The following is a 24,984-nucleotide window of genomic DNA, read 5'->3' as shown; positions in this document are numbered from 1 at the left end:
TCGCAGTGATGCGATCAGTTCTCAAGTGACGGATTACTTGCATGTCCCTCTTCCTCCGTGCGCTGGCAACCGGCTTTGCGCTCCTGCCGCTGCTTGCCAGTGCCGCCCCCTTCCAGTCTCCCGGCGACCGCGACCTGATCCGTGACCGTCAGGAAAACCTTCTGCAAGAGCAGCGCAAGCGCCTTGAGGAACTGCAGCAATTGCCCGGCAAGCAGGCCCCTCAGGCTCCTGTGGCGCCCTCGGAGCAAGGGCGCTGCTTCCAGATCCGCAGCGTCGAGCTGCAAGGTGCGACCCTGCTCAGCGAGCGGCAGCGCCAGGCACTGGTGGAGGGCTATGAAGGTAAGTGCCTGCAGGTCGGCGAGCTCAACGGCCTGCTCAAGCGCATCACCGACCACTACATCGACCGCGGCTACCTGACCACCCGTGCCTACCTGCCGCAGCAGGACCTGGGTTCGGGCATCCTGCAGATCATCATCGTCGAAGGGCGCCTGGAAGGCCTGGACAGCTCGGCGCTCGCCAGCCCACGGGAAATGGCCATGACCTTCCCCGGCCAGGTCTCCGAAGTGCTCAACCTGCGCGACATGGAGCAGATGGTCGACCAGCTTGGTCGCTTGCCGTCGCGTCAGGTCGAAGTCGAGCTGGTGCCAGGCCAGGAAGTCGGCGGTAGCCGCGTGCAGCTCAAGGGCCAGCGTGACAAGCCCTGGCGGGTCTCGGCCAGCCGCCACAACAATGGTGATGCCAGCAGCGGCGAGCAACAGATGAACCTGGGCCTGGAGTGGGACAGCCCGTTGGGCCTGGCCGATCAGCTGAGCCTCAGGGGCGGGCGTGATGTGGTCAGCGACCACTGGCGCCATTCCGACAGCCATGGCCTGAACTACAGCCTGCCGTGGGGCTGGTGGACCTTCAACTACAGCTACAACCACAACTACTACCGCACCCGCGACACCTCCAGCGGCTTTCCCTTCAAGCTCGACGGCGACAACAGCGTGCACCAGTTCCAGGCCGAACGGGTGATCCACCGCGACAGCCTGAGCAAGACGGCGGTGAACATCGGCGTGAGCCACCTGCGCGCGCGCAACTACCTTGACGACACCCTGATCGATGTCTCCAGCACCCGCATCACCGAGCGTCAGCTTGGCGTCAACCACGGCCGACGCATCGGCAACGCCTTCGTCAACCTCGATGCCGGCTGGCAGCAGGGCATCGGCGCGCTCGACGCCCAGGGCGCAGGCGACCCCCATGGCAACGAACCGGTGTCGCGCTACAACAAGTACACCCTGACCCTGAGCTACCTGCAGCCGTTCCAGCTGTGGGGCGAACAGTTCAGCTTCGACAGCCTGGCCACCGGCCAGCGCAGCGAGGACGCGCTCTACAGTGCGCAGCGCATCAGTGTCGGCGGGCTGACCTCGGTGCGTGGCTTCAAGGATCAGACCCTCACCGGCGACAGCGGCGGCTACTGGCGCAACCAGTTGCGCTGGCGTCGGCCGGTCACCTGGGCAGCCCTGCAGCCCTGGTTGCGCGAATACGGCATGGCGTTCGCCTACGATGCCGGTGTGATCAAGGGCCAGCATGGCAACGGCAAGGACCATGGGCGCCTGAGTGGCAATGCCCTGGAATTCAACGTCCGCGGCCAGTACTTCGCTGCCAGCGCAACCTTTGCCCGTTCGCTGGAGCGGCCCGATGCGGTGACCCGCCGCGAGCACCCGATCTATTTCCGCGTCGACGCCTTCTTCTGAGCGTCGGCCCTACCCATTACCCGTGACATCGCTGCCCCTTGCGGGGCAGGCCGGCAACTGGCCTGAGCTGCGACTGGAGTTTGTTCGACATGGATATCCGCACCCCACTGAACCAGTGCATCGCCCTGATCGTCGCTGGCGTGATGTTCCTCAACCCCATCGTCAGCACGGCTGCACAGCTGACCGTCGATGCAGCGGCCAATGCCAACACCAGCATCAACCAGGCCGGCAACGGGGTGCCGATCGTCAATATCGCCACCCCCAACGGCAGCGGCCTGTCGAGCAACACCTTCCGCGACTACAACGTCGGCAGCAACGGGTTGATTCTCAACAACGCCACCGGCAAGACCCAGTCGACTCAACTGGGCGGCATCATCGTCGGCAACCCCAATCTCAGGGGGCAGGCGGCCCAGGTGATCCTCAACCAGGTCACTGGCGGCAACCGCAGTAACCTGCAGGGCTACACCGAGGTGGCCGGGCAGTCGGCACGGGTCATCGTCGCCAACCCCCACGGCATCACCTGCAATGGCTGCGGCTTCATCAACACGCCACGGGCGACCCTCACCACCGGCAAGCCGATCATGGACGGCGAGCGCCTGGACCGCTTCCAGGTCGATGGCGGCGACATCGCCATCGAGGGCGATGCCCTCAACGCCACCAATCTCGACCAGTTCGACCTGATCACCCGCAGTGCCAAGCTCAATACCGAGCTGCATGCCAAGCAACTGAACATCGTCACCGGGCGCAACGACGTCCAGGCCGACACCCTGCAAGCCACCCCGCGTGCCGACGACGGCAGCGAAAAGCCCCTGCTGGCCATCGACAGCTCGGCGCTGGGCGGCATGTACGCCAACACCATCCGCCTGGTCGGCACCGAGCAGGGCGTGGGCGTCAAGCTGGCCGGCAACATGGCCGCCACCACCGGCGATATCCAGGTGGATGCCAACGGCAAGGTGACGCTTGCGCAGACCTCCAGCGCCGGCGACCTGAAGATTGCCGCACAAAGCGCCGAGCTGACCGGCAAGACCTACACCGCCGGCAGCGCCACCGTACGTGTGCGCGACGATGTGAGCGTCGGCCAGAGCCTCGCCGCCAAGGGCAGCATCAGCGTGCAGGGCGCGCGGATCGACAACCAGGGCATCATCGAAGCCGGCGTGGAGCCAGACAACAGCCGCAACGCCCAGGGCGACGTGACCCTCAAGGGCCAGACCCTGCACAACCGCGGTAGCGTGGTCGCCAACCGCAACCTCGAGATCGACAGCAGCGCCAAGCTCGACAACCAGGGTGGCAGCCTCAAGGGCCGCACCACCACGCTGACCGCAGGCTTGCTGGACAACCGCAAAGGCCAGGTGCTGGCCGACGACACCCTGAAAGCCAAGGGCGGTGCGATCGACAACCGTGAGCAAGGCCTGCTGCAAGGCAAGGGCCAGGCCGTGGTGGATATCACCGGCAACCTCGACAACCGTGGCGGCCGCGTGGTCGGCCAGGGGGATCTGCAGGTCAGCGCCGCCCGGGTGGACAACCGCGCCAACGGTCTGATCGGCAGTGACCAGCAGGCCAGGCTGACCACCCGCGCGCTGCTGGACAACCAGGACGGCGGCAAGCTCAAGGCCGATCGCCTCGACATCACCACCGCCGGGCTGCTCAACAGCGGCGGGCAGTTGCTGGGCGGCGACGTGCTGATCGTCGCCAGCGCCGACATCGACAACCGCCTCGGCCTGATCTCGGCCAAGCGTCTGCTCGATCTCAAAGCCGTGGGCCTGGACAACAGCGGCAAGGGCAACCTGCTCAGCGACGGCACCCTGGCCGTCAAAGTGGCCACCCTGAACAACCGCGACAACGGCATGCTGTCGAGCGTCGGCGACCTCGCCTTGCACGGCGAAAGCCTCGACAACCGTGGCGGTCTGGTGCTTGCCGACCGCTCTCTGACCGTCACCGGCGGGGACTTCGACAACCGCGACAAGGGCGTAGCCACCACCAAGGGCAAGGCCCACATCGAAGTTGCCAGCCTCGCCAACAGCGATGCCGGTCACCTGCAGAGCGATGGCCGCCTCGAGCTGATCGCCGCTAAGGTCGACAATCAACGCCTGGGCAACATCACCGCCAAAGGTGACCTCGAAGCCCACCTGGGCACCTTGAACCAGCAGGGCGGCAGGCTGACCAGTCTGGGTAGCTTGCTGCTCACCGCCAATACCATCGACAACCAGAACGGCGGCGGGATCGGCGCGACCAGCCTGGTCGACATCCGCGCGGCGCGCGTGCTCAACCAGCAGGGTGAGATCTCCAGCGCAGGCAAGGTCGTGCTCGACGCCAGCGAGCTGCTGGACAACCAGGCGGGCAAGGTCATTGGCGACCGTGGCCTGACCCTGACCGTCCAGCGCCTGCTGAACCAGAACAAGGGCCTGCTCAGCGGCTACGACAGCCTGAGCGTGAAAGGCACCGAACTGCTCAACAACGGCGGCCGGTTGAGCAGCCACACGCATATCGAGCTGGCCCTGGACGGCCTGTTGGACAACAGCGACGCCGGGCTCATCGTCAGTGACGGCACCCTCACGCTGAACGCCGGCACGTTGCGTAACCGCCAGGGCGGCAAGGTCTCGGCAATCGCTGCCATGGGCCTGACCAGCCAAGGGCTGCTGGATAACCAGGGCGGCATTCTGGTGACCGATGCCGGGCTGGTGCTTGACGCCGCCCGCCTGGACAACAGCCAGGGCGGCGCCATCAGTGCAGCTGGCCATGCCCAGTTGCGCAGCGGCGCCATCGACAACAGCGCCAAGGGCAACATCGGTGCCGGCAGCCTGCTGCTGGTCGCCACCCAGCTCGACAACAGCGCCCGTGGCCGCATCAGTGCCTCCGGCCAGATCGATGCGACGCTGACCGGCCTCGACCAGCATGACCACGGGCAACTGGTCAGCGGGACCGGCATCGATCTCGACCTGCAGCACGGCCAGTTGGTGAACCGCGACGGTGGCTTGCTGCGCTCGCCAGGCAGCCTGCTGTTGCGCCAGATCGGCGCGGTGGACAACCGCAACGGCGCAGAGATTTCCAGCGACCACGGCTTCAGCCTGATCGCCGACCGCCTCGACAACCGTGGCGGACGCCTGATCAGCGCCCAGGACCTGACCCTGCGCATTGCCGGTGTTCTGGACAACAGCCTCAAGGGCGTGTTGTCGGCTAGCCACGATCTCGACGTCGAGGCTGCCAGCCTCGATAACTTCAGTGGCGGCACCCTGGCCAGCGGCAAGGCCCTCAAGGCCGTGATCGACGGCCAACTCGACAACCACGACCAGGGCATCCTTTCTGCCGCCGCAGCGCTGACCGTCACCAGTGCAGGCGTGCTCAACAGCGAGCGTGGCGTGATGTCGGGCAACACCGGCCTGACCGTCACGACCGGACAACTGGACAACCACCAGGGCGGCCAGCTCATCAGCCAGGCGGCGCTGACCGTCACCAGCGATGGCCTCGACAACCGTGGCGGCGCCTTGAGCAGCAAGCAGGCCATGACCCTGACCACGGGCGACGTGCGCAACGGCGCCGATGCCCTTCAGCGCGGCGGTCGCATCCACAGCGATGCCGCGTTGACGCTGGTGGCCGGGCAGGTCGATTCCAGCCAGGGTGGCGAGATCTCCGCCAAGGGCGATCTGCTGCTGCGGGTGAGTGCGTTGATCCAGCGCCAGGGGCGTCTGATCGGTGAGCAGAAACTCGACCTCGACCTCAACGGCGGCGACCTGACCAACCAGGGCGGCCTGATCAGTGCCAATGGCCCGCTGATCATCCAGCGCCTGGGCACGCTCGACAACAGCGCTGGCGAAATCACCAGCCAGCAATCCTTCAGCCTGCTCGCCAAGCGCATCGACAACCAGCAGGGCCGCATCCTCAGCGACGGCCGGCTGACCGTAGAGGCGGCACAGCTGGACAACAGCACCAAAGGCCTGATGTCCGGCGTTCAAGGCTTGCAGGTCACCGGCAGCGAGCTGAACAACAGCGGCGAAGGCACGTTGTCGAGCAAGGACGGCGATCTTGCCGTGACCCTGACCGGCGCCCTCGACAACCGTGACCAGGGTGCTTTGGTCAGCAAGGGCCACCAGCAGATCACGGCGGCCAGCCTGGACAACCGCAAGGGCATCGTCTCCTCGGAGCAGGCGATCACCCTCAGTGTCAGCGACCGGCTCGACAACAGCGGCGGCCTCATTTCCGCCACAGGTGACCTGACGCTCGACCAGGACAGCACCGTCATCGACAACCAGGGCGGGCAGATCAACGGACAGGCGATCAGCGTCGCCGGCAAGCGTCTGGAAAACGCCAAGGGCCAGCTCATCAGCCGCGCGGCGCTCGACCTGACCTTGACCGATGCACTGCTCAATACCGACGGCGCGCGCCTGGTCAGTGGCGCCGACCTGCTGCTCAAGGCCGCGCGTGTCGACAACCAAGGCGGCAAGCTGATCAGTCATGGGTTGCTGCATGTCGATTCGGGCACGCTGGACAACAGCCACGGCGGCAACCTCGCCAGCCAGCAGAACCTGGTGCTGCGCCTGAGCGGCGATCTGCTCAACGGCAACGATGGCCTGCTGTTCAGTGAGCACGGCAAGCTCGATATCCATGCCGTAGCCCTCGACAACCAGGCCGGCACGCTCAAGAGCCAGGGCGATATCGACGTGCGCCTGGACAAGCGCCTGGACAACCGCGGCGGTCGCCTGGAGAGCCAGGCAGGCAACCTCGAACTGCACGCGGCGAGCCTCGACAACAGCGGCAATGGCATGCTCAGCGCGGCCAAAGGCCTGTTCAAGGGCGTCTTCAGCGACCTGTTCGACAACGCTGGCGGTACCACCCAGGCGCAGTCCGTGGACATCGCAGCCGATGCCAAGGTGAACAACCAGGGCGGCTACCTTTCGGCGCAGGGCGGTGATGGCAAGATCGTCACCGCCGATCTCGACAACCGCGGCGGCGGGCTGTACGCCGCCGGATTGCTGCAGGTGCAGGGCCAGCAACTGTTCAACCAGAGCGGCAAGATCGGCGCCGGACGCATCGACTTTGGCCTTAGCGGCGCGCTTTACAACAGCCTCGGCCAGTTGGAAAGCGAGAGCGAGCTGCAACTGCGTGCCAGCGAACTCGACAACCGCAGCGGCAACCTGCGCGCCCTGGGCAAGACCGGCACCAGTCGATTGATCGTCGCGGGCAACCTGCTCAACGACAACGGCGTGCTGGCCACCGCCAACCAGGACCTCGACCTGCAGATCGGTGGCCTGAGCAACAGCGGCGGGCAACTGCTGCACACCGGCCAGGGTAGCTTCGGCCTGGCCTCCGACAAGGTCACCCAGGCTGGCGGCGTGCTGCATACCGATGGCCTGCTGAGCATCGCCGCTGCCAGCTGGACCAACAGCAGCGTGCTGCAAGCGCGGCGCCTGGAACTGGACATCGGTCGCTTCGTCCAGACCGCCAGCGGCAAGCTGCTGGCCGTCGAGAGCCTCAAGGGCCGAGGCGGCGACTGGACCAACCATGGCCTGCTGGCCAGCGATGGCAGCCTGCAACTGGATCTGACCGGCAACTATGACGGCAATGGCCGCCTGAGCAGCCTTGGCGCACTGACGCTGGGCGCCAACGATATCCGCTTGTCCAATAGCGCCAGCCTCGCCGGTGGCGCCGACACCGTGGTGACTGCGCGCAACCTGCTGAGCAACGACGGTCGCCTGACCGCCCTGGGCGGCCTGACGGTGACGGCCGCCAGCCTCGAAAACCGCGGCACCCTGGGTGGCGCTGCGGCGGTGAAGCTGACGGCCAACAGCCTGAGCAACCAGCGCGGCCTGGTGTTCAGCGGCAACGACATGACCTTGCGCGTCGGCAGCCTGAGCAACTACTACGGCGATATCTACAGCCTTGGTGGCCTCGACCTTGCCGGCAACGCCGCTGCCCGCGCGGTGCTGCTGGACAACATCTCCGGCAGCGTGGAAAGCGCCGGCAACATGACCCTGGCGGTGGACACGCTGCTCAACCGCAAGGAGTTCCTCAGCTCGACCAAGAAACTGGTCGCCGGCAACGTCAACGTCTATTCCGACGACCGCTGCAAGGGCAAGGGCTGCGAGCTGTACTTCTCGGCAACGGAAAGCTGGGAAGACGTCATCGACCGCGATACCCCCACTGCCTTCATCACCACCGGCAGCAAGCTGACCTTCGCCGGTGACGCATTCCGCAACCACTACAGCAGCGTTTCGGCGGCGGGTGATATCGCGATCAACACGGCGGTGTTCGAGAACAAGGGCGCCGGTGGAGGCGAGCAGCGCAACCTCACCGCGAGCATGTATACCCGTGATCGCGGCCAGTACAACGCGTTCATCCAGGCCAAGAACCAGTTCAACCAGAACCCTGGCTCGCTGACCCTCGACCAGGTCATGGCCGCTGCGGGGTATCCGCAGTACAGCATCTACGACGTCATCGACAACAGGACGCCGATCGCTGGCGCCGTGGTTGCCCCGGCGGTCGTGCAGTCGGCTGGTGCCGTGACCATCAACGCCACCCAGCGCATCGACAACAGCGTGGTGCGCGTCAATCAGGCTGGAGCCGGTGCCATCGGGGCCCGTGGCGATGCCACGGCTGATCCGCGCCAGGTCCAGACCCAGGTGCGCGCGCTCAACCCGCAGTTGCCGCCTGACCTTGCTCAGCGCCAGGTCAATCCGGTCACGCTGCCCAGCTTCAGCCTGCCGCAAGGCAGCAACGGCCTGTTCCGCATCAGCACCCAGACCGGCCAGGCCGCGATCAGCGGCGATGCCCTGGGCGCCACCGCCGACCATACCCAAGCAGGCAGCGGCACCTTCATCTCGCCGCTGGCCAGCACCACCAATGCCGACAACCGTGCGGCGCAGACGCTGTCCGCCCAAGGCTCGGCTGCGGCCCAAGGCGCCGTCAGCGGCGCCGGTGTGGCGCTGGATGGCCTGGCAGCGGGTGTTCGACTGGTCCAGGGCGTACCTGAGCGCAGCGTGCCGAGTACCTCGCACAAGTACCTGGTGGAGACCAACCCGGCCCTGACCGACCTCAAGCAGTTCCTGAGCTCCGACTACCTGCTTGGCCAGCTCAACGTCAATCCAGACCAGGCCATCAAGCGCCTGGGCGACGGCCTCTACGAACAACGCCTGATCCGCGAAGCCGTGGTGGCCCGCACCGGCCAGCGCTACATCGATGGCATGACCAGCGACGAGACGCTGTTCCGCTACCTGATGGACAACGCCATCGCCAGCAAGGACAAGCTGTCGCTGAGCGTGGGCGTGTCGCTCAGCGCCGAGCAGGTCGCCGCCCTGACCCACGACATCGTCTGGATGGAGCAGGTCGAGGTCAACGGCGAAAAGGTGCTGGCCCCAGTGCTGTACCTGGCCCACGCCAACGGCCGCGTCGCCCCCAACGGCGCGCTGATTCAAGGCCGTGACGTCAACCTGATCAGCGGCGGCGATCTGGTCAACGTCGGCACCCTGCGTGCCACCAACAACCTCGCCGCCAGCGCCACCAACATCAGCAACAGCGGGCTGATCGAAGCAGGCGGACGCCTGGACATGCTCGCCACCGACTCGATCCGCAACGCCCAGGGCGGGATAATCGCCGGTCGTGAAGTGAGCCTGACCGCGCTGACCGGCGATGTGATCAACGAACGCAGCGTCACTCGCCTGGAAGGCCGGGCCGGTGGCGAGCATGTGACCAAGGACCTGGTTGACACTGCAGCACGCATCGAGGCGGCGAACGACCTGACCATCACCGCTGGGCGGGATATCGGCAACGTGGGTGGGGTGCTCAAGGCGGGCGGCGATATCAGGCTGGATGCTGGTCGCGACCTGTCCATCGTCAGCCAGGAAGGCGTCGACAGCCACGAGTATCAACGCCGCCGTGTCAGCGGCCACGACACCAGCATCACCCAGTACGGCAGCGAAATCAGCGCAGGCGGCAACCTCACCGCCACGGCAGGCCAGGACCTGAGCATCGTCGCCAGCGAAGTCGAGGCACGCCGCGACCTGGCCCTGCAGGCCGGCCGCGACGTGACCCTGGCTGCTGCGGCGAACGAGGAACACAGCTACGCCAAGGGCAAGAAGGGCAAGACCAAGTACGAGCGGCAGGAGGATGACGTCGAGCAGCAGTCTGCCGTGGTGAAGGCCGGTGGCGACCTGGCCATCGACGCCGGGCGTGACCTGCGCCTGGTGGCGAGCAAAGTCAGCGCTGGCGGGGAAGCCTACCTGGTGGCGGGCGACAAGCTGGAACTGCTGGCGGCCAACGACAGCCAGTACTCGCTGTACGACATGAGCAAGAAAGGCGGCTGGGGCAGCAAGCAGACCCAGCGCGACGAAGTCACCGACGTCAAGGCGGTGGGCAGCGAAGTCAGCAGCGGTGGTGATCTGACGCTCAAGAGCGGCGGCGATCAGTTGTACCAGGGGGCGAAGCTCGCCTCGGGGGCTGACCTGACCATCGATAGTGGCGGCGCGGTGACGTTCGAGGCGGTCAAGGACCTGCATCAGGAGAGTCACGAGAAGAGCAAGTCCAACGTTGGCTGGTTCAGCATGAAGGGCGAGGGCCGTACGGATGAAACGGTTCGCCAGAGCGAGCTGGTCGCCAAAGGCGATCTGGTGATCAATGCCGTTGGCAAGATCCATGTGGATGTGCGCCAGGTCAACCAGCAGACGGTGAGCGAGTCCATCGATGCCATGGTCAAGGCTGATCCCAAGCTGGCCTGGCTCAAGCAGGTCGAAGAACAAGGTGGCGTGGACTGGCGTCAGGTCAAGGAAATCCACGACTCGTTCAAGTACAGCAATTCCGGGCTGGGGCCGGCTGCTCAGCTCGCGATTGCGATCGTCATGGCGGCCGTCGTCGGCCCTGCCGCAGCGGCCTGGGCCAACGGCGGTGTCGCTGGAGCCGCCGTCGGGGCCGTTGCCACCGGCGCTGCGACCAATGCTTCGGTAAGCGTCGTCAATAATCGAGGCAATCTGGGGGCTGTGGTCAAGGATGTGACCTCCTCCGATGCGATGAAAGGCTATGTCATTTCTGGTGTAGCTGCGGGCCTGACAGCGGCCTATTTCGATGGCTGGACGGGAACGAAAACCGACCCAGTCACGGGCAAAGTCCTTGGGCCCGAACTGTACACGATCAAAGGCGTAGGTCAGTTCGCAGCCAACCAGACGTTGCAGAATGGCACCTCCCTGCTGCTGAGCAAGGCCCTTGGGCAGGGCGGCAGTGCCAGCGATGCGTTGAAAAACGCGCTGTTCAATACGCTGGCGGCGGCCAGTTTCAATGCGGTGGGGGATTACACCAAGCAGTTCGGCATCGAGAATGGCAGCCTCCCCAAGATTGCCATCCATGCGATGGTGGGTGGCTTGCTGTCGAAGGCCACTGGCGGTGACTTCAGAACGGGTGCTTTGGCGGGCGGCGCGAATGAGGCGCTGGTGGTACAGCTCAACAAGCTGGTTGGGGGAAATGAAAGCCTGCTGACCATGAGCTCGCAGATCGTCGGGGTGCTGGCGGCGGCAAGTCAGGAGGATGCCGATGCCAGCTCGTTGAACAAAGCGGCATGGGTCGCCAAAAACGGCACGCAATACAACTTCCTTGGGGACCATTCGGCCAAGCAGCGAGACGAGGCAAGGGACAATTATCGCAAAGACGGCGGAATGGACGCCGCGCGTGATCTGGTCAACCTCGAAGGCGCGGATCAGCGTAGCGACAAGCTGTTGCAACTCTATAAGCGCGATCCCTCATTGCTTAGCCAGGATGACAAGGTCGAGCTCGCGGCATACCTGCAGGTTTATGCCTTCGAGAGACTGGATGCCGTCAGGAAAGTGGATGCCCAAAATGGCTTGGGTCTCAGCCATAGCCTGGCAACCGTCCAGGCAAGTGTCGCCAGTTTGCTCAGTGGTGAGCAGACCTTGGGCTATGGCTATCCCTACGCTGGTAGCAGCCAGGACAAGCTCGCGTGGGCAGATGCTCAGCGCAGCCAAATGGGACTGGTTGAAAACCTGGCCTGGACCCGGGACCGTAGCGTCGACGAGCAGACCTACCTGGATGCCAAGTCCAGCCTTCGCATTGGCGAACAGCAGCAGGGTTTGGCCAATCTGGGCGATCCTGCGATCTACTTCCTGAGCGGCTCTATCGGCAACACTATCAGAGCTGTGGCGGCGACCAACGGGGCGCTGCAGTTTACCCAGGGTGCCAAGCAAGCGGTTGATGGTGATGGATGGAATGCCGCTGGTAATATGGTGGCCGGCCTGCTGGGGATGGCTACACTGGGGATTCCTGCCATCAAGGGTGGGGCGGGGGCTGTAGTCGTTGCTGACTCGAAAGTGGCAGGTGGGGGGAAAGCGACTGGTGCAGCAGAAGTACCGGCTACGTCTGCAATCGCGCGTGTTGGTCTGCGAGACGATCTGGCCGCCCAGGCAGGTATTCCTCGAAATATTGCTGAATCGCCGTCTAGCATGTGGGGTAAATCGATTGATGATATCAAGCAATCACTAACGCTTGATGGTGCGAGCGTTACACCGAAAGCACCATTGGCTGGAACTTCAGGTAAAGCACAGGTCTTTAGCGTTGAAGGACACCCTGCAATAAAAGAGGTAGAGTTCCACCCAGGTGGGGGAACTCACGGTGATAGTCCGTATTATAAAATTATTAGTACTGCAAAGATTGGTAATAAAAATATTGAAATACGGGTAATTGATCCTTCGCCTGATTTTAGTCCTGGCACCATTACGCGTTATCAACAATACTATGATACCCATGGAAATCGTCTGAAATATGAAGGCGGTGAATGGAAAGGGTGGAAGTGATCTATGAGTAATTTGTTCCCTGATTTGTACTCTGATCTTGTCCCGGGTACGTCAGCCGCTGGATTTTCTTTAGGTGAAACGTTTTCTGATGTTGGCGATAAAGTTGGTGCGGTTGAGTGGTACGGTCCGGAAGTGGCTGTTCGTGATATTCTCCTTAAGAATAACTCATGGGTGGGAGTTGAGAGGAAGATTGGTTTTGGTAATGAGCGGTTACTCTCATATAGATTTATGAATGAGACGGTGTCGCTGTACTTTGAAAGTGGCGGAAAGCTTTATAGGATTGCGGTGGGTGAGGGGTATTGTGGGAAATTTAATAATGTCAGTGTGGGGGATGACCTTCGGCGCTTGGAAAAGGAATTTGATGTTTTGTTCAATGATGCGGATGATGACTTTCTTTTGGTTAAAAATGGAAGAATATTGACGGGAATTAGTTTTGTGACGGATCATAGGTCTTCTTTGGAAGACGCTCCAGAACAATTTATTAATTCTATATCAATACATGACTGGACCCTTCGATAAAAAATATTGGGCAAACCGAATTTTTCATAATCCATCAAAAAAATAAGGGAGCAAGAATATCAATTGGTATCCTAGTTGAAGCGCGTATTGGTAATGGTGTGGGAACAATAGTGGAAGCCAAAGCCAAAGTTCAATCGTCCTCGACAAAATTAGCACTAATGCCAGCTAAGCCCGACGAGATCCTATAATGAAAGTTAACACAATTCATCCCATGTTCGGCTTGGTTCGTTATGAGTCTTGGAAGTCGGTGTGGGCGGAAAAAGACGAGATTGATGAGCTTTCCTATATAAGCAGTCAGTGCAATCCTGAGGATGTATTGCTGTCGAGCAGGCTTTTTTTTCCTGATTTTGTTGTTGATGGAAATGGGGTTTTTTTAGAAAGTAAATATGATAGCGGTGTTGTTAGGTGTTGGCTGGATCAATTCAATGGTGACCTGCAAGCAACTGAAAAAATGATCAACCATGTGCACATTTATGATGTCTTTGAAGGGTGCTCTGAGGACGTCGATAATAGGGTGTTCGAACAGCTGGCAGAGGTGATGGCATTCTCCTGGAGGTTAGTTTTGAGAGAGAAGTTCTCTGACAAGAAATTTAGTGTTGTGGTTTCTAACTCAGATCAGGATTATGGTCCAGTGATTACATTTTTTCAGATAACTTAATGGTTCAAAAACGACAAGCGAAGTCGTGTGAAATTACTAAAGCTTCAGGTGAGTTCAAGGCGGTAGTTGCCGATAAAGGGCTTGGTTTTATGGAGAAGCGTGTTCCTGATGGGCGCGGTATTCGATTGAATATGGATGGGGATTATAAATAGTTTATTGAATAATATTCCATGGCTGAATCATACGAAGTGGTGCTGCAGCAGGTGGCTGTACGTGATTTGTTTGGGTTGCTGGATTTCCTGAAAGCAAGCTCTGGGGGACTTATGGGGCTGGTTTCTTCGGAAGGTGTTATCAGTGTGGATGGTGGAGATATTAATAAGGTTTTGATTGATGCGGTTATTGCGTATAGGGGGGGTGTATGTCTGAAAGGTCGGCTCTATGAATTTCAGGTGTCGCCAAAGATGAGTTTACCATGTGTTCTTCTGAGGGTTGTTAAATATTCAGAGGGAGTAGATGTGGAGCTGTCTTTTAATGAGGTGCCATTTTTTAGCGCTGATTGCGTAATGCGTGCCATGAGAGATTACTCGAGTGGCCTGTCGAATAGGTTTGAGTTTTCGCAATTTTATGGTGGTTTAGAGCCGGCTGTAGATACGAATACTAGGTATTTTACTGGTAATTCGTTCGGCCCCCTAGGCTTATAAGGCTAAGGTGAATGATAGGGTACTAGCTAGTTTAGCGTCTCAGAAATACCGCTAAAAATAATGTGCCCAGCGCTCGTGCCGCGTGAGCTTCTCAGGCGTTCGAGGTCGTAGGCGTTAAGTTTGGGCAGTGGGAGATGGTAAGTGCTCAAGCCTAAATCTAGGCTTCAAGCTTATGTACTCCTTTTTATATATTCAGTTTCTTTGTTTTTCTTTGCAGGTGTTATGGCGAATTTTTTAGGGGCTGTAATTATTTATTGTGAGTATAGTGCGTGGAGTTTTGGCTGGTCTGATATTTTTGGATTATTGCCTGGATTTTTAGCTTGTGCAGTACCTGTGTGGTTTGGGATATGTGTTGCTTCATATTTCAAATGGGGTGATGGGAAGTAAATGTCGAAATGATTCTCGAGCACGGATTGCTTGAGCCAAAAAGGGTTCAAGCTTGAGTGAAGCATGCCTCCCTATATCGATCCTGTGAGAGAAAAAAGTGAAGCTGGAAAGAGTTGGATTTTTGTTGATGGTTGTGTTGTTGGTGTATTCTGTATTGTTTTTTCTTGGAGTTGGGGTGTTGGGGCACCTTGTAGGGTCGATTATTGGTTATTATAAATTTGATTATTGGGCATTTGGTTGGAAGGAGATTCATAAGTCTATTCTTGTTGGCTTGTCTTGTGGGGTTCCAGTCGCTTTAGGGATATGGGTGGAGTCAAAGGTGGCAGAGGTTAGAAAAAAGCGCTGCGACTGATTTTTAATTTGTGGTTGTGTTAGGTTAGTCTGGGTTTTAGAGAGGCGGAATTTATGATTGAAGGTTCTAAATTTATCTAAGATACCAATTGTGTGTTTGGTCGAATTAGTTCGCTTGTGGACGCAAGAATAGAGCGTGGCGATGTAATTCAAGGGTTTGGAAAGCTAAAGACTTCGAATGTGTCATGCCGAAAAAGTGAGATGAAAGTTATTGCCGTTGATTCAATTGGGCTTAATAAATTCAAAGATTGGTTTCGCTCGCAGAGTTCCATCGGTTGCTTCGGGTGTCGCGCGTGCGCGTGGCCGCCATCGATCAGGCCCAAAGGCCGGGTAAACTGCCCAGCCGCAGCGGCGAAGTGGCCGCCCGCCAAGGCACGTCGAGCCCGGTAGGAGGGGCCGCTGACGGGTTGCACTGGTCCACTGCACAGCCTGGGCCTAGCACGCCGATCACGCTTGCCCAGCCCTACACCGAGACCATCGTTGCGCGCGACACCAGCCACCCGGCAAAGACGTCGGTGGCCGCGCCGACGCTCCAGCAGGCCCTCCCGACCAAAGACGGCGGAATGGACGCCGCGCGTGATCTGGTCAACCTCGAAGGCGCGGATCAGCGTAGCGACAAGCTGTTGCAACTCTACAAGCGCGATCCCTCATTGCTTAGCCAGGATGAGAAGGTCGGGCTCGCGGCATACCTTTAGGCTTATGCCTTTGAGAGACTGGATGCTGTCAGGAAACTGGATGCTCCAAATGGCTTGGGTATCAGCCATAGCCTGGCAACCGTCCAGGCAAGTGTCGCCAGTTTGCTCAGTTGTGAGCAGACCTTGGGTTATGGCCATCCCTAGGCAGGTAGCAGCCAGGAAAAGCTCGCGTGGGCAGATGCTCAGCACAGCCAAATGGGATTGGTTGAAAACCTGGCCTGGACCCAGGACCGTAGCGTCGACGAGCAGACCTACCTGGAGGTTGAGCCGAGGCCTGGCTGGATGTCTTGGAGTATTTTTGCGAGGTCATTTCACATCGAGATCCCTGATGTGTGAGAACACTCGAGGTGCTGGTACGGGGTATTTGGTTGTGAACACCAAACAGCTTTGAGAAGAAAATGAACTAAACAGATCACTGAGGTCAGTGTCATTGATTTTTACAGAATTGAACCGCTGCGCGAGCGGATATGGTGTTCCATACCTCGGAGTACTATTGGGCCAGTCGCCAATCAAAATAAATGTTCGGGAAGGTGTGGCTCAGACTGCATTCCGGCACTAGTAGGAATGGTTATGGATAGTGGTGGCATACTAATGGAGCGATTTGTCGCCCAAGAGTTGAATGGTAGCGTTTGTTCTATTTTGAACGATGCCTTTAATGAGAGGGTTTGCTCAAAGAACGTTCTGTTCAGGGAGTTTGAGTTTAATTGCTTTGACGTGTATTTGGATTTTGAAAAAGGGGTCGTCACCTTGCAAGATGTTCTTTCCGTTGGGGAGAGTAGCTTTCTTGATATGCCGATACGTGAATTTATCTCTGCTTGCGGTTTGAATGTTTCTTGTTGATTTGTGTGTGGCGAGACACCTTCTATCGTTACAGAGAAGCTAAAGCCACAGGCGGTGTCGAGGCCTTACTGGAAAAGGATTTTCGTCGCCCAAGTATGAAGAGCCGTGGCTGAGAGAATCGTCGGTGCCTGCGTGTCTGAAAATGTAAGTTTTGAGATAGGGTCGTTAGGAGGTGGAAAGTGATTAAGCCTCGGTCAAGGCTGCAAGCGTTCATTTTGCTATTTGTATATCTAATAGTCGCGTTTTTTTTAGTGGGTGTTGCTTCAAGGTTTTTAGGTTCTTCAATTAATTTTTACAATTTTGGCGTGTGGAGTTTTGGTTGGTCTGATGTTCCTGGCGTGCTTCCCGGTGCGATTGCATATGCAGTTCCGGTTGGGGTTGGCATTTGTGTTTTGTCATATATGAGGGGTGGTCGCGGGCGTTGATTTTTATGACGGCTGATTATGAAATTTTGTGATCTGGATAGTTCAATCGAATTGGCGCGGGCGGGTCTTGCTTGGAGGCTTGATCAAGGGCGAGGATCCAACGTATTCACTTCTGGGCTCGGTTCTGGTCGGGGTAGTGGGTTTCAGAACTGGGCAGGTAGCGTCTAGGTAGCTATATTTCGGGACCTCAGTTGATGTGGGAAATGATTTGTCTGGATCTGTTGCTTCGACGTCACCGGAGGGGAAGTGGAGCCTTTAGGAGTTGGTGAATGATTAGGCCGAAGTCAAGTTTGCAAGCTTTTCTGTTGCTGTTTTTCTATTGTTTTTTAATGTTTATGCTGGTTAGTGTTAGTGGGGTGATTTTAGGGGTGACAATAAACTTCTTTAAGATGGGCCGTTGGGTGCTTGAATGCTCTGAGATTCTACGGCTAATTCCTGGGGCTTTAATCTACACAGTGTTTGCTACGGTAGGGATATGGGGGCTGCCTCGGCTAAAGTCATATAAAGAACGTAAAGCTCCCGGAGATAAAGAGGAAAAAAGTTAGAGGTATGTCTCATGCGTGCTTTAGCTAAATCTGCTGAAAGCTCTCTGTGGGCGAATGGGGACAGTCATCGTGTCTCGGTTAATGTAGAGTTTCCTTAGCAACATCGGCCAAGAATTCAGCAATGACCTAACTCGCTATGGGTCCTCAGACTTCCGAAGCTACGGGTGACAAGATAGGGTTAATAGGAGATAGCTAGTAATGAAGCCCAAGTCGAGGTTTCAAGCTTATGTGCTACTTTTAATTTATTTGATTATTTTGTTTTTCTTCGGAGGGGTCGGATCAAATTTTTTAGGGGCGATAGCCTTATATTTCAAATATGACACGTGGTTTTTCGGTTGGTCTGATATTTTCGGTGTGTTTCCTGGCTTTCTGGCCTATGCGGTACCTGTCTGGTTTGGGATATGCCTTGCTTCATATTTCAAATGGGGTGGTGGGAATTAAATGTCGAAATAGTGCCCGAACGAGAGGTGGTGATTTTTTGAGTGGCTGAAAGGAGTGTTGTTGGTGAGAGTTAGTATATTTCTGGGTTTGTTTTTTCTTTTGAGTGGCTGCGTCACAAATCAACTGCATTTTTCCCCTTATACGGCCGATTCTGAATTGGTTGCAATAAAGAACAAAAAAATTAATTCATCGATAATCGGAGTTTCCAGCGTTGAGCGCTGCTCTCAGTGTTCTGAGAGCAGCAAGGTAGTGTGGCATGCTGCGAACTACAATGGGGGTTTGTATGAAGGTTTTGCCAGTGTTCCAGTCACTGACTGGATCGATTTTACCAAGCGAGCTATCGGCTCTGATGATGATGCGAAAATAAAAACTCGCGTTGAGATCAATCGCATTTTTGTCAAGACTTGGAATAGTCCGGATTATTATGCGTGCGAAGCCAGTGTCTCGGTCTATGTCGAGGGTGCCAAATATGTTGGAGAGTCTCGTGTGAAATTGAAAGGCTCAGGCCAGGCGATGGTTGCTCAGGATTTAGCTTATCTGAAGGCTGAAGCATTGCATGTGGTAAGTCTTGCGTTGAAGGCTGCTTACATGGAAGCACTTGGTAGTAGAGAAAAAACGCGCATTAAGAATTAGCGTTTTCAAAGTGTAGCGGGTCAGCCGCCACGGCAGCAGGTTGACGTCAAGATGATGGCGAATTAATATCGCCGCCGCTATTCCGCCCCTACCACCCTTTCGTAAGCAAGGAAGCCTTTGTGATCAAGACCCTCCTCAGAGCCACCGCCGTACTCTCCATTGCGCTGCTTTACGGCTGCGCCTCCACCCCCTCGGCGGACAAGATGCAGGCGGAGGTCGCCAACTACTCGCTGCCCAAGGCTGCGGTAGCCGACAAGGCCCTGGTCTACGTCGTTCGCCCGAGCAACGCCGGGATGATGGTGCGTTTCAACGTCTTCCTCGATAACAAGGAAGCCGAGTCGGAAATGGGCTACAACCGTGGCAATCAATACATCTACTTCTACGTGACCCCGGGCACCCACGTGATCAGCTCCAAGGCCGAGAACTGGGCCGAGATGACCGTGAATGCGAAGGCCGGTGAGGTCATCTACCTCAAGCAGGAAGTCGAAGTCGGCGTGCTGATGGCGCGCAACAGCCTCAAAGTGCTGAGCGACCTTGAAGGCCGCTACCTGGTCAAGGATGCATCGCTGGGCACTCTCGCGAAGGAAAGCAAGTAAGCACTGTCGATCCATGCGTTGATCGGCAAGTACACAAAGGCGACCCTTGAGTCGCCTTTGTTGTGTGCGCTGTCGATGCGTCCCTGCCCCTGGGCGGGCTAACCCGCAACGGGAGCGCCGTCTCAGATCTCGGAAACGAACGTCCCCGTTCCCTCGAGAATATTGCGCAGCGTCAGCGCCACTTCCTCCAGATCGCTTCCGGCCGACGTGAGCAGGATCTCCAACGATTCATCACCCCTGAGCGCATCCCGATCCCCCGGTGAAACCTCGATCAGCAGGCGCTCGGCACTCAAGGTCACTTTCAGCCCGTCCAGCGTCGAAGGCTCGTCATCGAGCGTCAGGTCGACGGTGTCTTCGTCCGGATAGCGGGTGAGCAGGAACATCTGGCCCTTGTCGCTGTGGCAGCACAGGGTCGCCATGTTGTCTTCCTCGTCATCGCACGGGGTGGCGAAGAGCAGGGCGGTTTTCAGTTGCATGGGCAGCTCGGTTCAAGGAAATGAAATGCGATTGTGCCAGTCTAGGCCTTGCGCATAAACGCAATGTTACCGCCCTTTGACCGAATATGTCGCAGCGCTGCAAGCCGGGATGACCGCTCAGTCGTTAAGCTGCCCAGTTGATGGACAACCGTAAAGACACAGCCACCGGCAGTCGTCTTTGCAGCTGCCCATCCCTGGAACATGGACGCGAAGGAAGCGTCCTACGCCTTGGTTTTACCGTCTTCCTGCTACGGGTTGGCTATCGTTGATCCGTACATGGCGCACGTACACGACGCTTCACCTATAACAAAGCCCAAGCGGAGTACCACAGATGGCGTTTTTCACCGCAGCCAGCAAAGCCGACTTCCAGCATCAACTGCAGGCGGCCCTGGCGCAGCACATCAGCGAGCAGTCCCTGCCACAAGTGGCGCTGTTCGCCGAACAGTTCTTCGGCATCATCTCTCTGGACGAACTCACCCAGCGTCGTCTGTCCGACCTGGCCGGCTGCACCCTCTCTGCCTGGCGCACCATCGAGCGCTTCGACCCGAGCACTGCGCAGGTGCGGGTCTACAACCCTGACTACGAACGCCACGGCTGGCAGTCCACGCACACCGTGGTCGAAGTCCTGCACCATGACCTGCCGTTCCTGGTCGACTCGGTACGCACTGAACTCAACCGCCGCGGCTACAGCATCCACACCCTGCAGACCACCGTGCTCAGCGCCCGCCGCGGGCCGAAGGGCGAGTTGCTCGAATTGCTGCCCAAGGGCACCCAGGGTGAAGGCGTCAGCCACGAGTCGCTGATGTACCTGGAGATCGACCGCTGCGCCAATGCCGCCGAGCTGACCAGCCTGACCCGCGAGCTGGAGCTGGTACTGGCCGATGTGCGCGTCGTCGTTGCCGACTTCGACCCGATGAAGGCCAAGGTCCGCGACCTGCTGGCGCTGGTTGGCGAAAACGCCTTCGGCCCAGCGCAGAACGACAAGGCCGAGGTGCAGAGCTTCCTCACCTGGCTGCTGGACAACCACTTCACCTTCCTCGGCTACGAAGAGTTCGTGGTCGAGTCCGACGCTGCCGGTGGCAGCCTGGTCTACGACGAATCGTCCTTCCTCGGCCTGCCGCGCGTGCTGCGCAGCGGCCTGAGCAATGAAGACCTGCGCATCGAGGACTACGCCGTCAGCTACCTGCGCGAGCCGCGCCTGCTGTCGTTCGCCAAGGCTTCGCAACCAAGCCGCGTGCACCGTCCGGCCTACCCGGACTACGTGTCGATCCGCCAGATCGATGCCGATGGCAAGGTCATCAAGGAATGCCGCTTCATGGGCCTGTACACCTCGACGGTGTACGGCGAAAGCGTGTACACCATCCCGTACATCCGCGGGAAAGTCGCCGAGATCGAGCGCCGCTCGCACTTCGACCCCAAGGCGCACCTGGGCAAGGAACTCACGCAGGTGCTCGAAGTGCTGCCGCGTGACGACCTGTTCCAGACCCCGATCGACGAGCTGTTCAACACCGCCATGTCGATCGTGCAGATCCAGGAACGCAACAAGATCCGTGTGTTCCTGCGCAAGGACCCGTACGGCCGCTTCTGCTACTGCCTGGCCTACGTGCCGCGTGAAATCTACTCCACCGAAGTGCGCCAGAAGATCCAGCAGGTCTTGATGGAGCGCCTGAAGGCTACCGACTGTGAGTTCTGGACCTTCTTCTCCGAGTCGGTGCTGGCACGTGTGCAGTTGATCCTGCGGGTCGACCCGAAGAACCGCATCGACATCGACCCGCAGCAGCTGGAAAACGAAGTGATCCAGGCCTGCCGTTCGTGGCAGGACGACTTCTCCGCGCTGGTGGTGGAGAACTTCGGCGAAGCCCAGGGCACCAACATCCTCGCCGACTTCCCCAAGGGCTTCCCGGCTGGTTACCGCGAGCGCTTCGCCGCGCATTCTGCGGTGGTGGACATGCAGCACGTGCTGGCGTTGTCCGAAGCCAAGCCGCTGGCCATGAGCTTCTACCAGCCACTCACCCAACTGGGCGAGCGCCAGCTGCACTGCAAGCTGTATCACGCCGACACGCCGCTGGCGCTGTCCGACGTGCTGCCTATCCTGGAGAACCTCGGTCTGCGTGTGCTGGGTGAATTCCCCTACCGCCTGCGCCATGCCAACGGCCGCGAGTTCTGGATTCACGACTTCGCCTTCACCTACAGCGAAGGCCTGAGCCTGGACCTGCAGCAGCTCAACGACACGCTGCAGGACGCCTTCATCCACATCGTCAAGGGCGACGCCGAGAACGACGCCTTCAACCGCCTGGTGCTCACCGCCGGCCTGCCATGGCGCGATGTGGCGTTGCTGCGCGCCTACGCCCGCTACATGAAGCAGATCCGCCTGGGCTTCGATCTGGGCTATATCGCCAGCACCCTGAACAACCACACCGACATCGCCCGCGAGCTGACCCGGTTGTTCAAGACCCGCTTCTACCTCGCGCGCAAGCTCGGCCAGGATGACCTGGACGACAAGCAGCAGCGCCTGGAGCAGGCAATCCTCACCGCCCTGGACGATGTTCAGGTGCTCAACGAGGACCGTATCCTGCGTCGTTACCTGGACCTGATCAAGGCCACGCTGCGTACCAACTTCTACCAGCCCGACGCCGCTGGCCAGAACAAGTCGTACTTCAGCTTCAAGTTCAACCCGCGCCTGATTCCCGAGCTGCCCAAGCCCGTACCGAAATTCGAGATCTTCGTCTATTCGCCACGGGTCGAGGGCGTGCACCTGCGCTTCGGCAACGTCGCCCGTGGCGGCCTGCGCTGGTCGGACCGCGAGGAAGACTTCCGTACCGAGGTGCTGGGCCTGGTCAAGGCGCAGCAGGTGAAGAACTCGGTAATCGTGCCGGTCGGCGCCAAGGGTGGTTTCCTGCCGCGTCGCCTGCCGCTGGGTGGTGGCCGAGATGAAATCGCCGCCGAGGGTATCGCCTGCTACCGCATCTTCATCAGTGGCCTGCTCGACATCACCGACAACCTCAAGGACGGTGGCGTGGTGCCGCCAGCCAACGTGGTGCGTCATGACGACGACGACCCCTACCTGGTGGTGGCCGCAGACAAAGGCACCGCGACCTTTTCCGACATCGCCAACGGCATCGCCAACGACTACGGCTTCTGGCTCGGCGATGCCTTCGCCTCCGGTGGTTCGGCTGGCTACGACCACAAAGGCATGGGCATCACCGCTCGTGGTGCCTGGGTGGGCGTGCAGCGCCACTTCCGTGAGCGCGGCATCAACGTGCAGGAAGACCCGATCACCGTGGTTGGCATCGGCGACATGGCCGGCGACGTGTTCGGCAACGGTCTGCTGATGTCCGACAAGCTGCAACTGGTGGCCGCGTTCAACCACCTGCACATCTTCGTCGACCCGAATCCGGACCCGGCAACCAGCTTCGCCGAGCGCAAGCGTCTGTTCGAGCTGCCGCGCTCGGCCTGGACCGACTACAACAGCGCGATCATGTCCGAAGGCGGCGGGATTTTCCCGCGTAGCGCCAAGAGCATCGCCATCAGTCCGCAGATGAAGGAACGCTTCGCCATCGAAGCTGATCGCCTGACCCCGACCGAACTGCTGCACGCACTGCTGCAGGCGCCGGTCGACCTGCTGTGGAATGGCGGTATCGGCACCTACGTCAAGGCCAGCAGCGAGAGCCATGCCGACGTCGGCGACAAGGCCAACGACGCCCTGCGCGTCAACGGCAACGAGCTGCGCTGCAAGGTGGTGGGCGAGGGCGGCAACCTGGGCATGACCCAGCTCGGTCGCGTCGAGTTCGGCCTGCATGGCGGCGCCACCAACACCGACTTCATCGACAACGCCGGTGGCGTGGACTGCTCCGACCACGAGGTCAACATCAAGATCCTGCTCAACGAAGTGGTGCAGGCTGGTGACATGACCGAGAAGCAGCGCAACCAGCTGCTGGGCAGCATGACCGAGGAAGTCTCCTCGCTGGTGCTGGGTAACAACTACAAGCAGACCCAGGCCCTGTCGCTGGCGGCCCGTCGCGCCCGCGAGCGGATCGCCGAGTACAAGCGCCTGATGGCCGACCTTGAGTCGCGGGGCAAGCTGGACCGCGCCATCGAGTTCCTGCCGACCGAAGAGCAACTGGCCGAACGTCTTGCCGCCGGCCAGGGCCTGACCCGTGCCGAGCTGTCGGTGCTGATCTCGTACAGCAAGATCGATCTCAAGGAGCAACTGCTCAAGTCGCTGGTGCCGGACGACGACTACCTGACCCGTGACATGGAGACGGCGTTCCCGCCGTCGCTGGTCAGCAAGTTCGCCGAGGCCATGCGCCGTCACCGCCTCAAGCGCGAGATCGTCAGCAACCAGATCGCCAACGACCTGGTCAACAACATGGGCATCACCTTCGTGCAGCGCCTGAAGGAGTCCACCGGCATGAGCCCGGCCAACGTTGCCGGTGCCTACGTGATCGTGCGCGACATCTTCCACCTGCCGCATTGGTTCCGCCAGATCGAGGCCCTGGACTACCAGGTGCCGGCCGAGATCCAGTTGACCCTGATGGACGAGCTGATGCGCCTTGGGCGGCGTGCCACCCGCTGGTTCCTGCGCAGCCGTCGCAACGAGCAGGATGCTGGTCGTGACACCGCTCATTTCGGGCCGAAGATCGCGCAACTGGGGCTCAAGCTCGACGAACTGCTGGAAGGGCCGACCCGCGAACGCTGGCAGGTGCGCTACCAGGGCTTCGTCGAAGCCGGGGTGCCGGAGTTGCTGGCACGCATGGTGGCAGGCACCACTCACCTGTACACCCTGTTGCCGATCATCGAGGCCTCGGATGTGACCGGCCACGATCCGGCGCAGGTGGCCAAGGCGTTCTTCGCCGTGGGCAGCGCGCTGGACCTGACCTGGTACCTGCAGGAAATCAGCAACCTGCCGGTGGAGAACAACTGGCAGGCCCTGGCCCGCGAGGCGTTCCGCGACGATATCGACCTGCAGCAGCGCGCGATCACCATTTCCGTGTTGCAGATGGCTGATGCACCGGACGACATGGATGCCCGTGTGGCCCTGTGGGCCGAGCAGCACCGGGTAATGGTCGAGCGCTGGCGCGCCATGCTCGACGACCTGCGCAACGCCACGGGCACCGACTATGCGATGTACGCGGTGGCCAACCGCGAGCTGGTCGACCTGGCGCTGAGTGGGCAGTCGGTGGTGATTCCGTCCTGACCTTGGCACTGAAATGAAAAAACCCCGGCAGTGATGCCGGGGGTTTTTTATTCGTCTTCA

The 24,984-nt window shown here is 59.5% G+C and carries 13 protein-coding genes; 12 read left to right on the top strand and 1 reads right to left on the bottom strand.

Going from position 1 to position 24,984, the window contains the following annotated elements:
* The first annotated feature begins 41 nt into the window (after positions 1-41).
* The 11 genes from ACPZMI_RS11295 (at position 42) to ACPZMI_RS11245 (ending at position 19,251) form a co-directional block, all read left to right on the top strand.
* Positions 42-1,736: a ShlB/FhaC/HecB family hemolysin secretion/activation protein gene (locus ACPZMI_RS11295; protein WP_065861330.1), complete on the top strand. Its 1,695-nt coding sequence runs from the start codon at positions 42-44 to the stop codon at positions 1,734-1,736.
* 89 nt (positions 1,737-1,825) lie between these two features.
* Positions 1,826-12,520, top strand: a complete 10,695-nt coding sequence (locus ACPZMI_RS11290) for a two-partner secretion domain-containing protein (RefSeq protein WP_426352246.1) — start codon at positions 1,826-1,828, stop codon at positions 12,518-12,520.
* 3 nt (positions 12,521-12,523) lie between these two features.
* On the top strand, positions 12,524-13,039 hold the full coding sequence (locus ACPZMI_RS11285; RefSeq protein ID WP_426352245.1) for a hypothetical protein: 516 nt from the start codon (positions 12,524-12,526) through the stop codon (positions 13,037-13,039).
* A gap of 187 nt (positions 13,040-13,226) precedes the next feature.
* Entirely contained in the window at positions 13,227-13,697 is a 471-nt protein-coding gene (locus ACPZMI_RS11280; protein ID WP_426352244.1) for a hypothetical protein, read from the top strand.
* 170 nt (positions 13,698-13,867) lie between these two features.
* On the top strand, positions 13,868-14,338 hold the full coding sequence (locus tag ACPZMI_RS11275; protein ID WP_426352243.1) for a hypothetical protein: 471 nt from the start codon (positions 13,868-13,870) through the stop codon (positions 14,336-14,338).
* Between the two features lie 141 nt (positions 14,339-14,479).
* Entirely contained in the window at positions 14,480-14,725 is a 246-nt protein-coding gene (locus ACPZMI_RS11270; protein WP_426352242.1) for a hypothetical protein, read from the top strand.
* Positions 14,726-14,822: 97 nt separating this feature from the next.
* Complete coding sequence (locus ACPZMI_RS11265; RefSeq protein WP_426352241.1) at positions 14,823-15,077, top strand: hypothetical protein; 255 nt, start codon at positions 14,823-14,825, stop codon at positions 15,075-15,077.
* 292 nt (positions 15,078-15,369) lie between these two features.
* Positions 15,370-15,771 carry a hypothetical protein gene (locus tag ACPZMI_RS11260; RefSeq protein WP_426352240.1) on the top strand — a complete coding sequence of 134 codons (402 nt, stop codon included), beginning with the start codon at positions 15,370-15,372 and terminating at the stop codon, positions 15,769-15,771.
* Between the two features lie 570 nt (positions 15,772-16,341).
* Positions 16,342-16,611, top strand: coding sequence for a hypothetical protein (locus ACPZMI_RS11255; RefSeq protein WP_186666717.1), 270 nt, complete (start codon positions 16,342-16,344; stop codon positions 16,609-16,611).
* A 1,474-nt stretch (positions 16,612-18,085) separates the two neighbouring features.
* Entirely contained in the window at positions 18,086-18,655 is a 570-nt protein-coding gene (locus tag ACPZMI_RS11250; RefSeq protein WP_426352239.1) for a hypothetical protein, read from the top strand.
* 203 nt (positions 18,656-18,858) lie between these two features.
* Positions 18,859-19,251 (top strand): DUF2846 domain-containing protein, encoded by a 393-nt coding sequence (locus tag ACPZMI_RS11245; protein ID WP_186667000.1) that lies wholly within the window; start codon positions 18,859-18,861, stop codon positions 19,249-19,251.
* A 122-nt stretch (positions 19,252-19,373) separates the two neighbouring features.
* Here ACPZMI_RS11245 and ACPZMI_RS11240 read toward each other — a convergent pair whose 3' ends face one another.
* On the bottom strand, positions 19,374-19,727 hold the full coding sequence (locus ACPZMI_RS11240; protein WP_063543983.1) for a hypothetical protein: 354 nt from the start codon (positions 19,725-19,727) through the stop codon (positions 19,374-19,376).
* Between the two features lie 331 nt (positions 19,728-20,058).
* On the opposite strand from ACPZMI_RS11240, the gene ACPZMI_RS11235 reads away from it, so the two are divergent.
* Positions 20,059-24,924 (top strand): NAD-glutamate dehydrogenase, encoded by a 4,866-nt coding sequence (locus ACPZMI_RS11235; RefSeq protein WP_186666715.1) that lies wholly within the window; start codon positions 20,059-20,061, stop codon positions 24,922-24,924.
* Positions 24,925-24,984 lie beyond the last annotated feature (60 nt).

It is taken from the genome of Pseudomonas wayambapalatensis, from assembly GCF_049942315.1.
Lineage (GTDB): Bacteria > Pseudomonadota > Gammaproteobacteria > Pseudomonadales > Pseudomonadaceae > Aquipseudomonas > Aquipseudomonas wayambapalatensis.
This window is presented reverse-complemented; position numbering and strand designations above follow the sequence as displayed.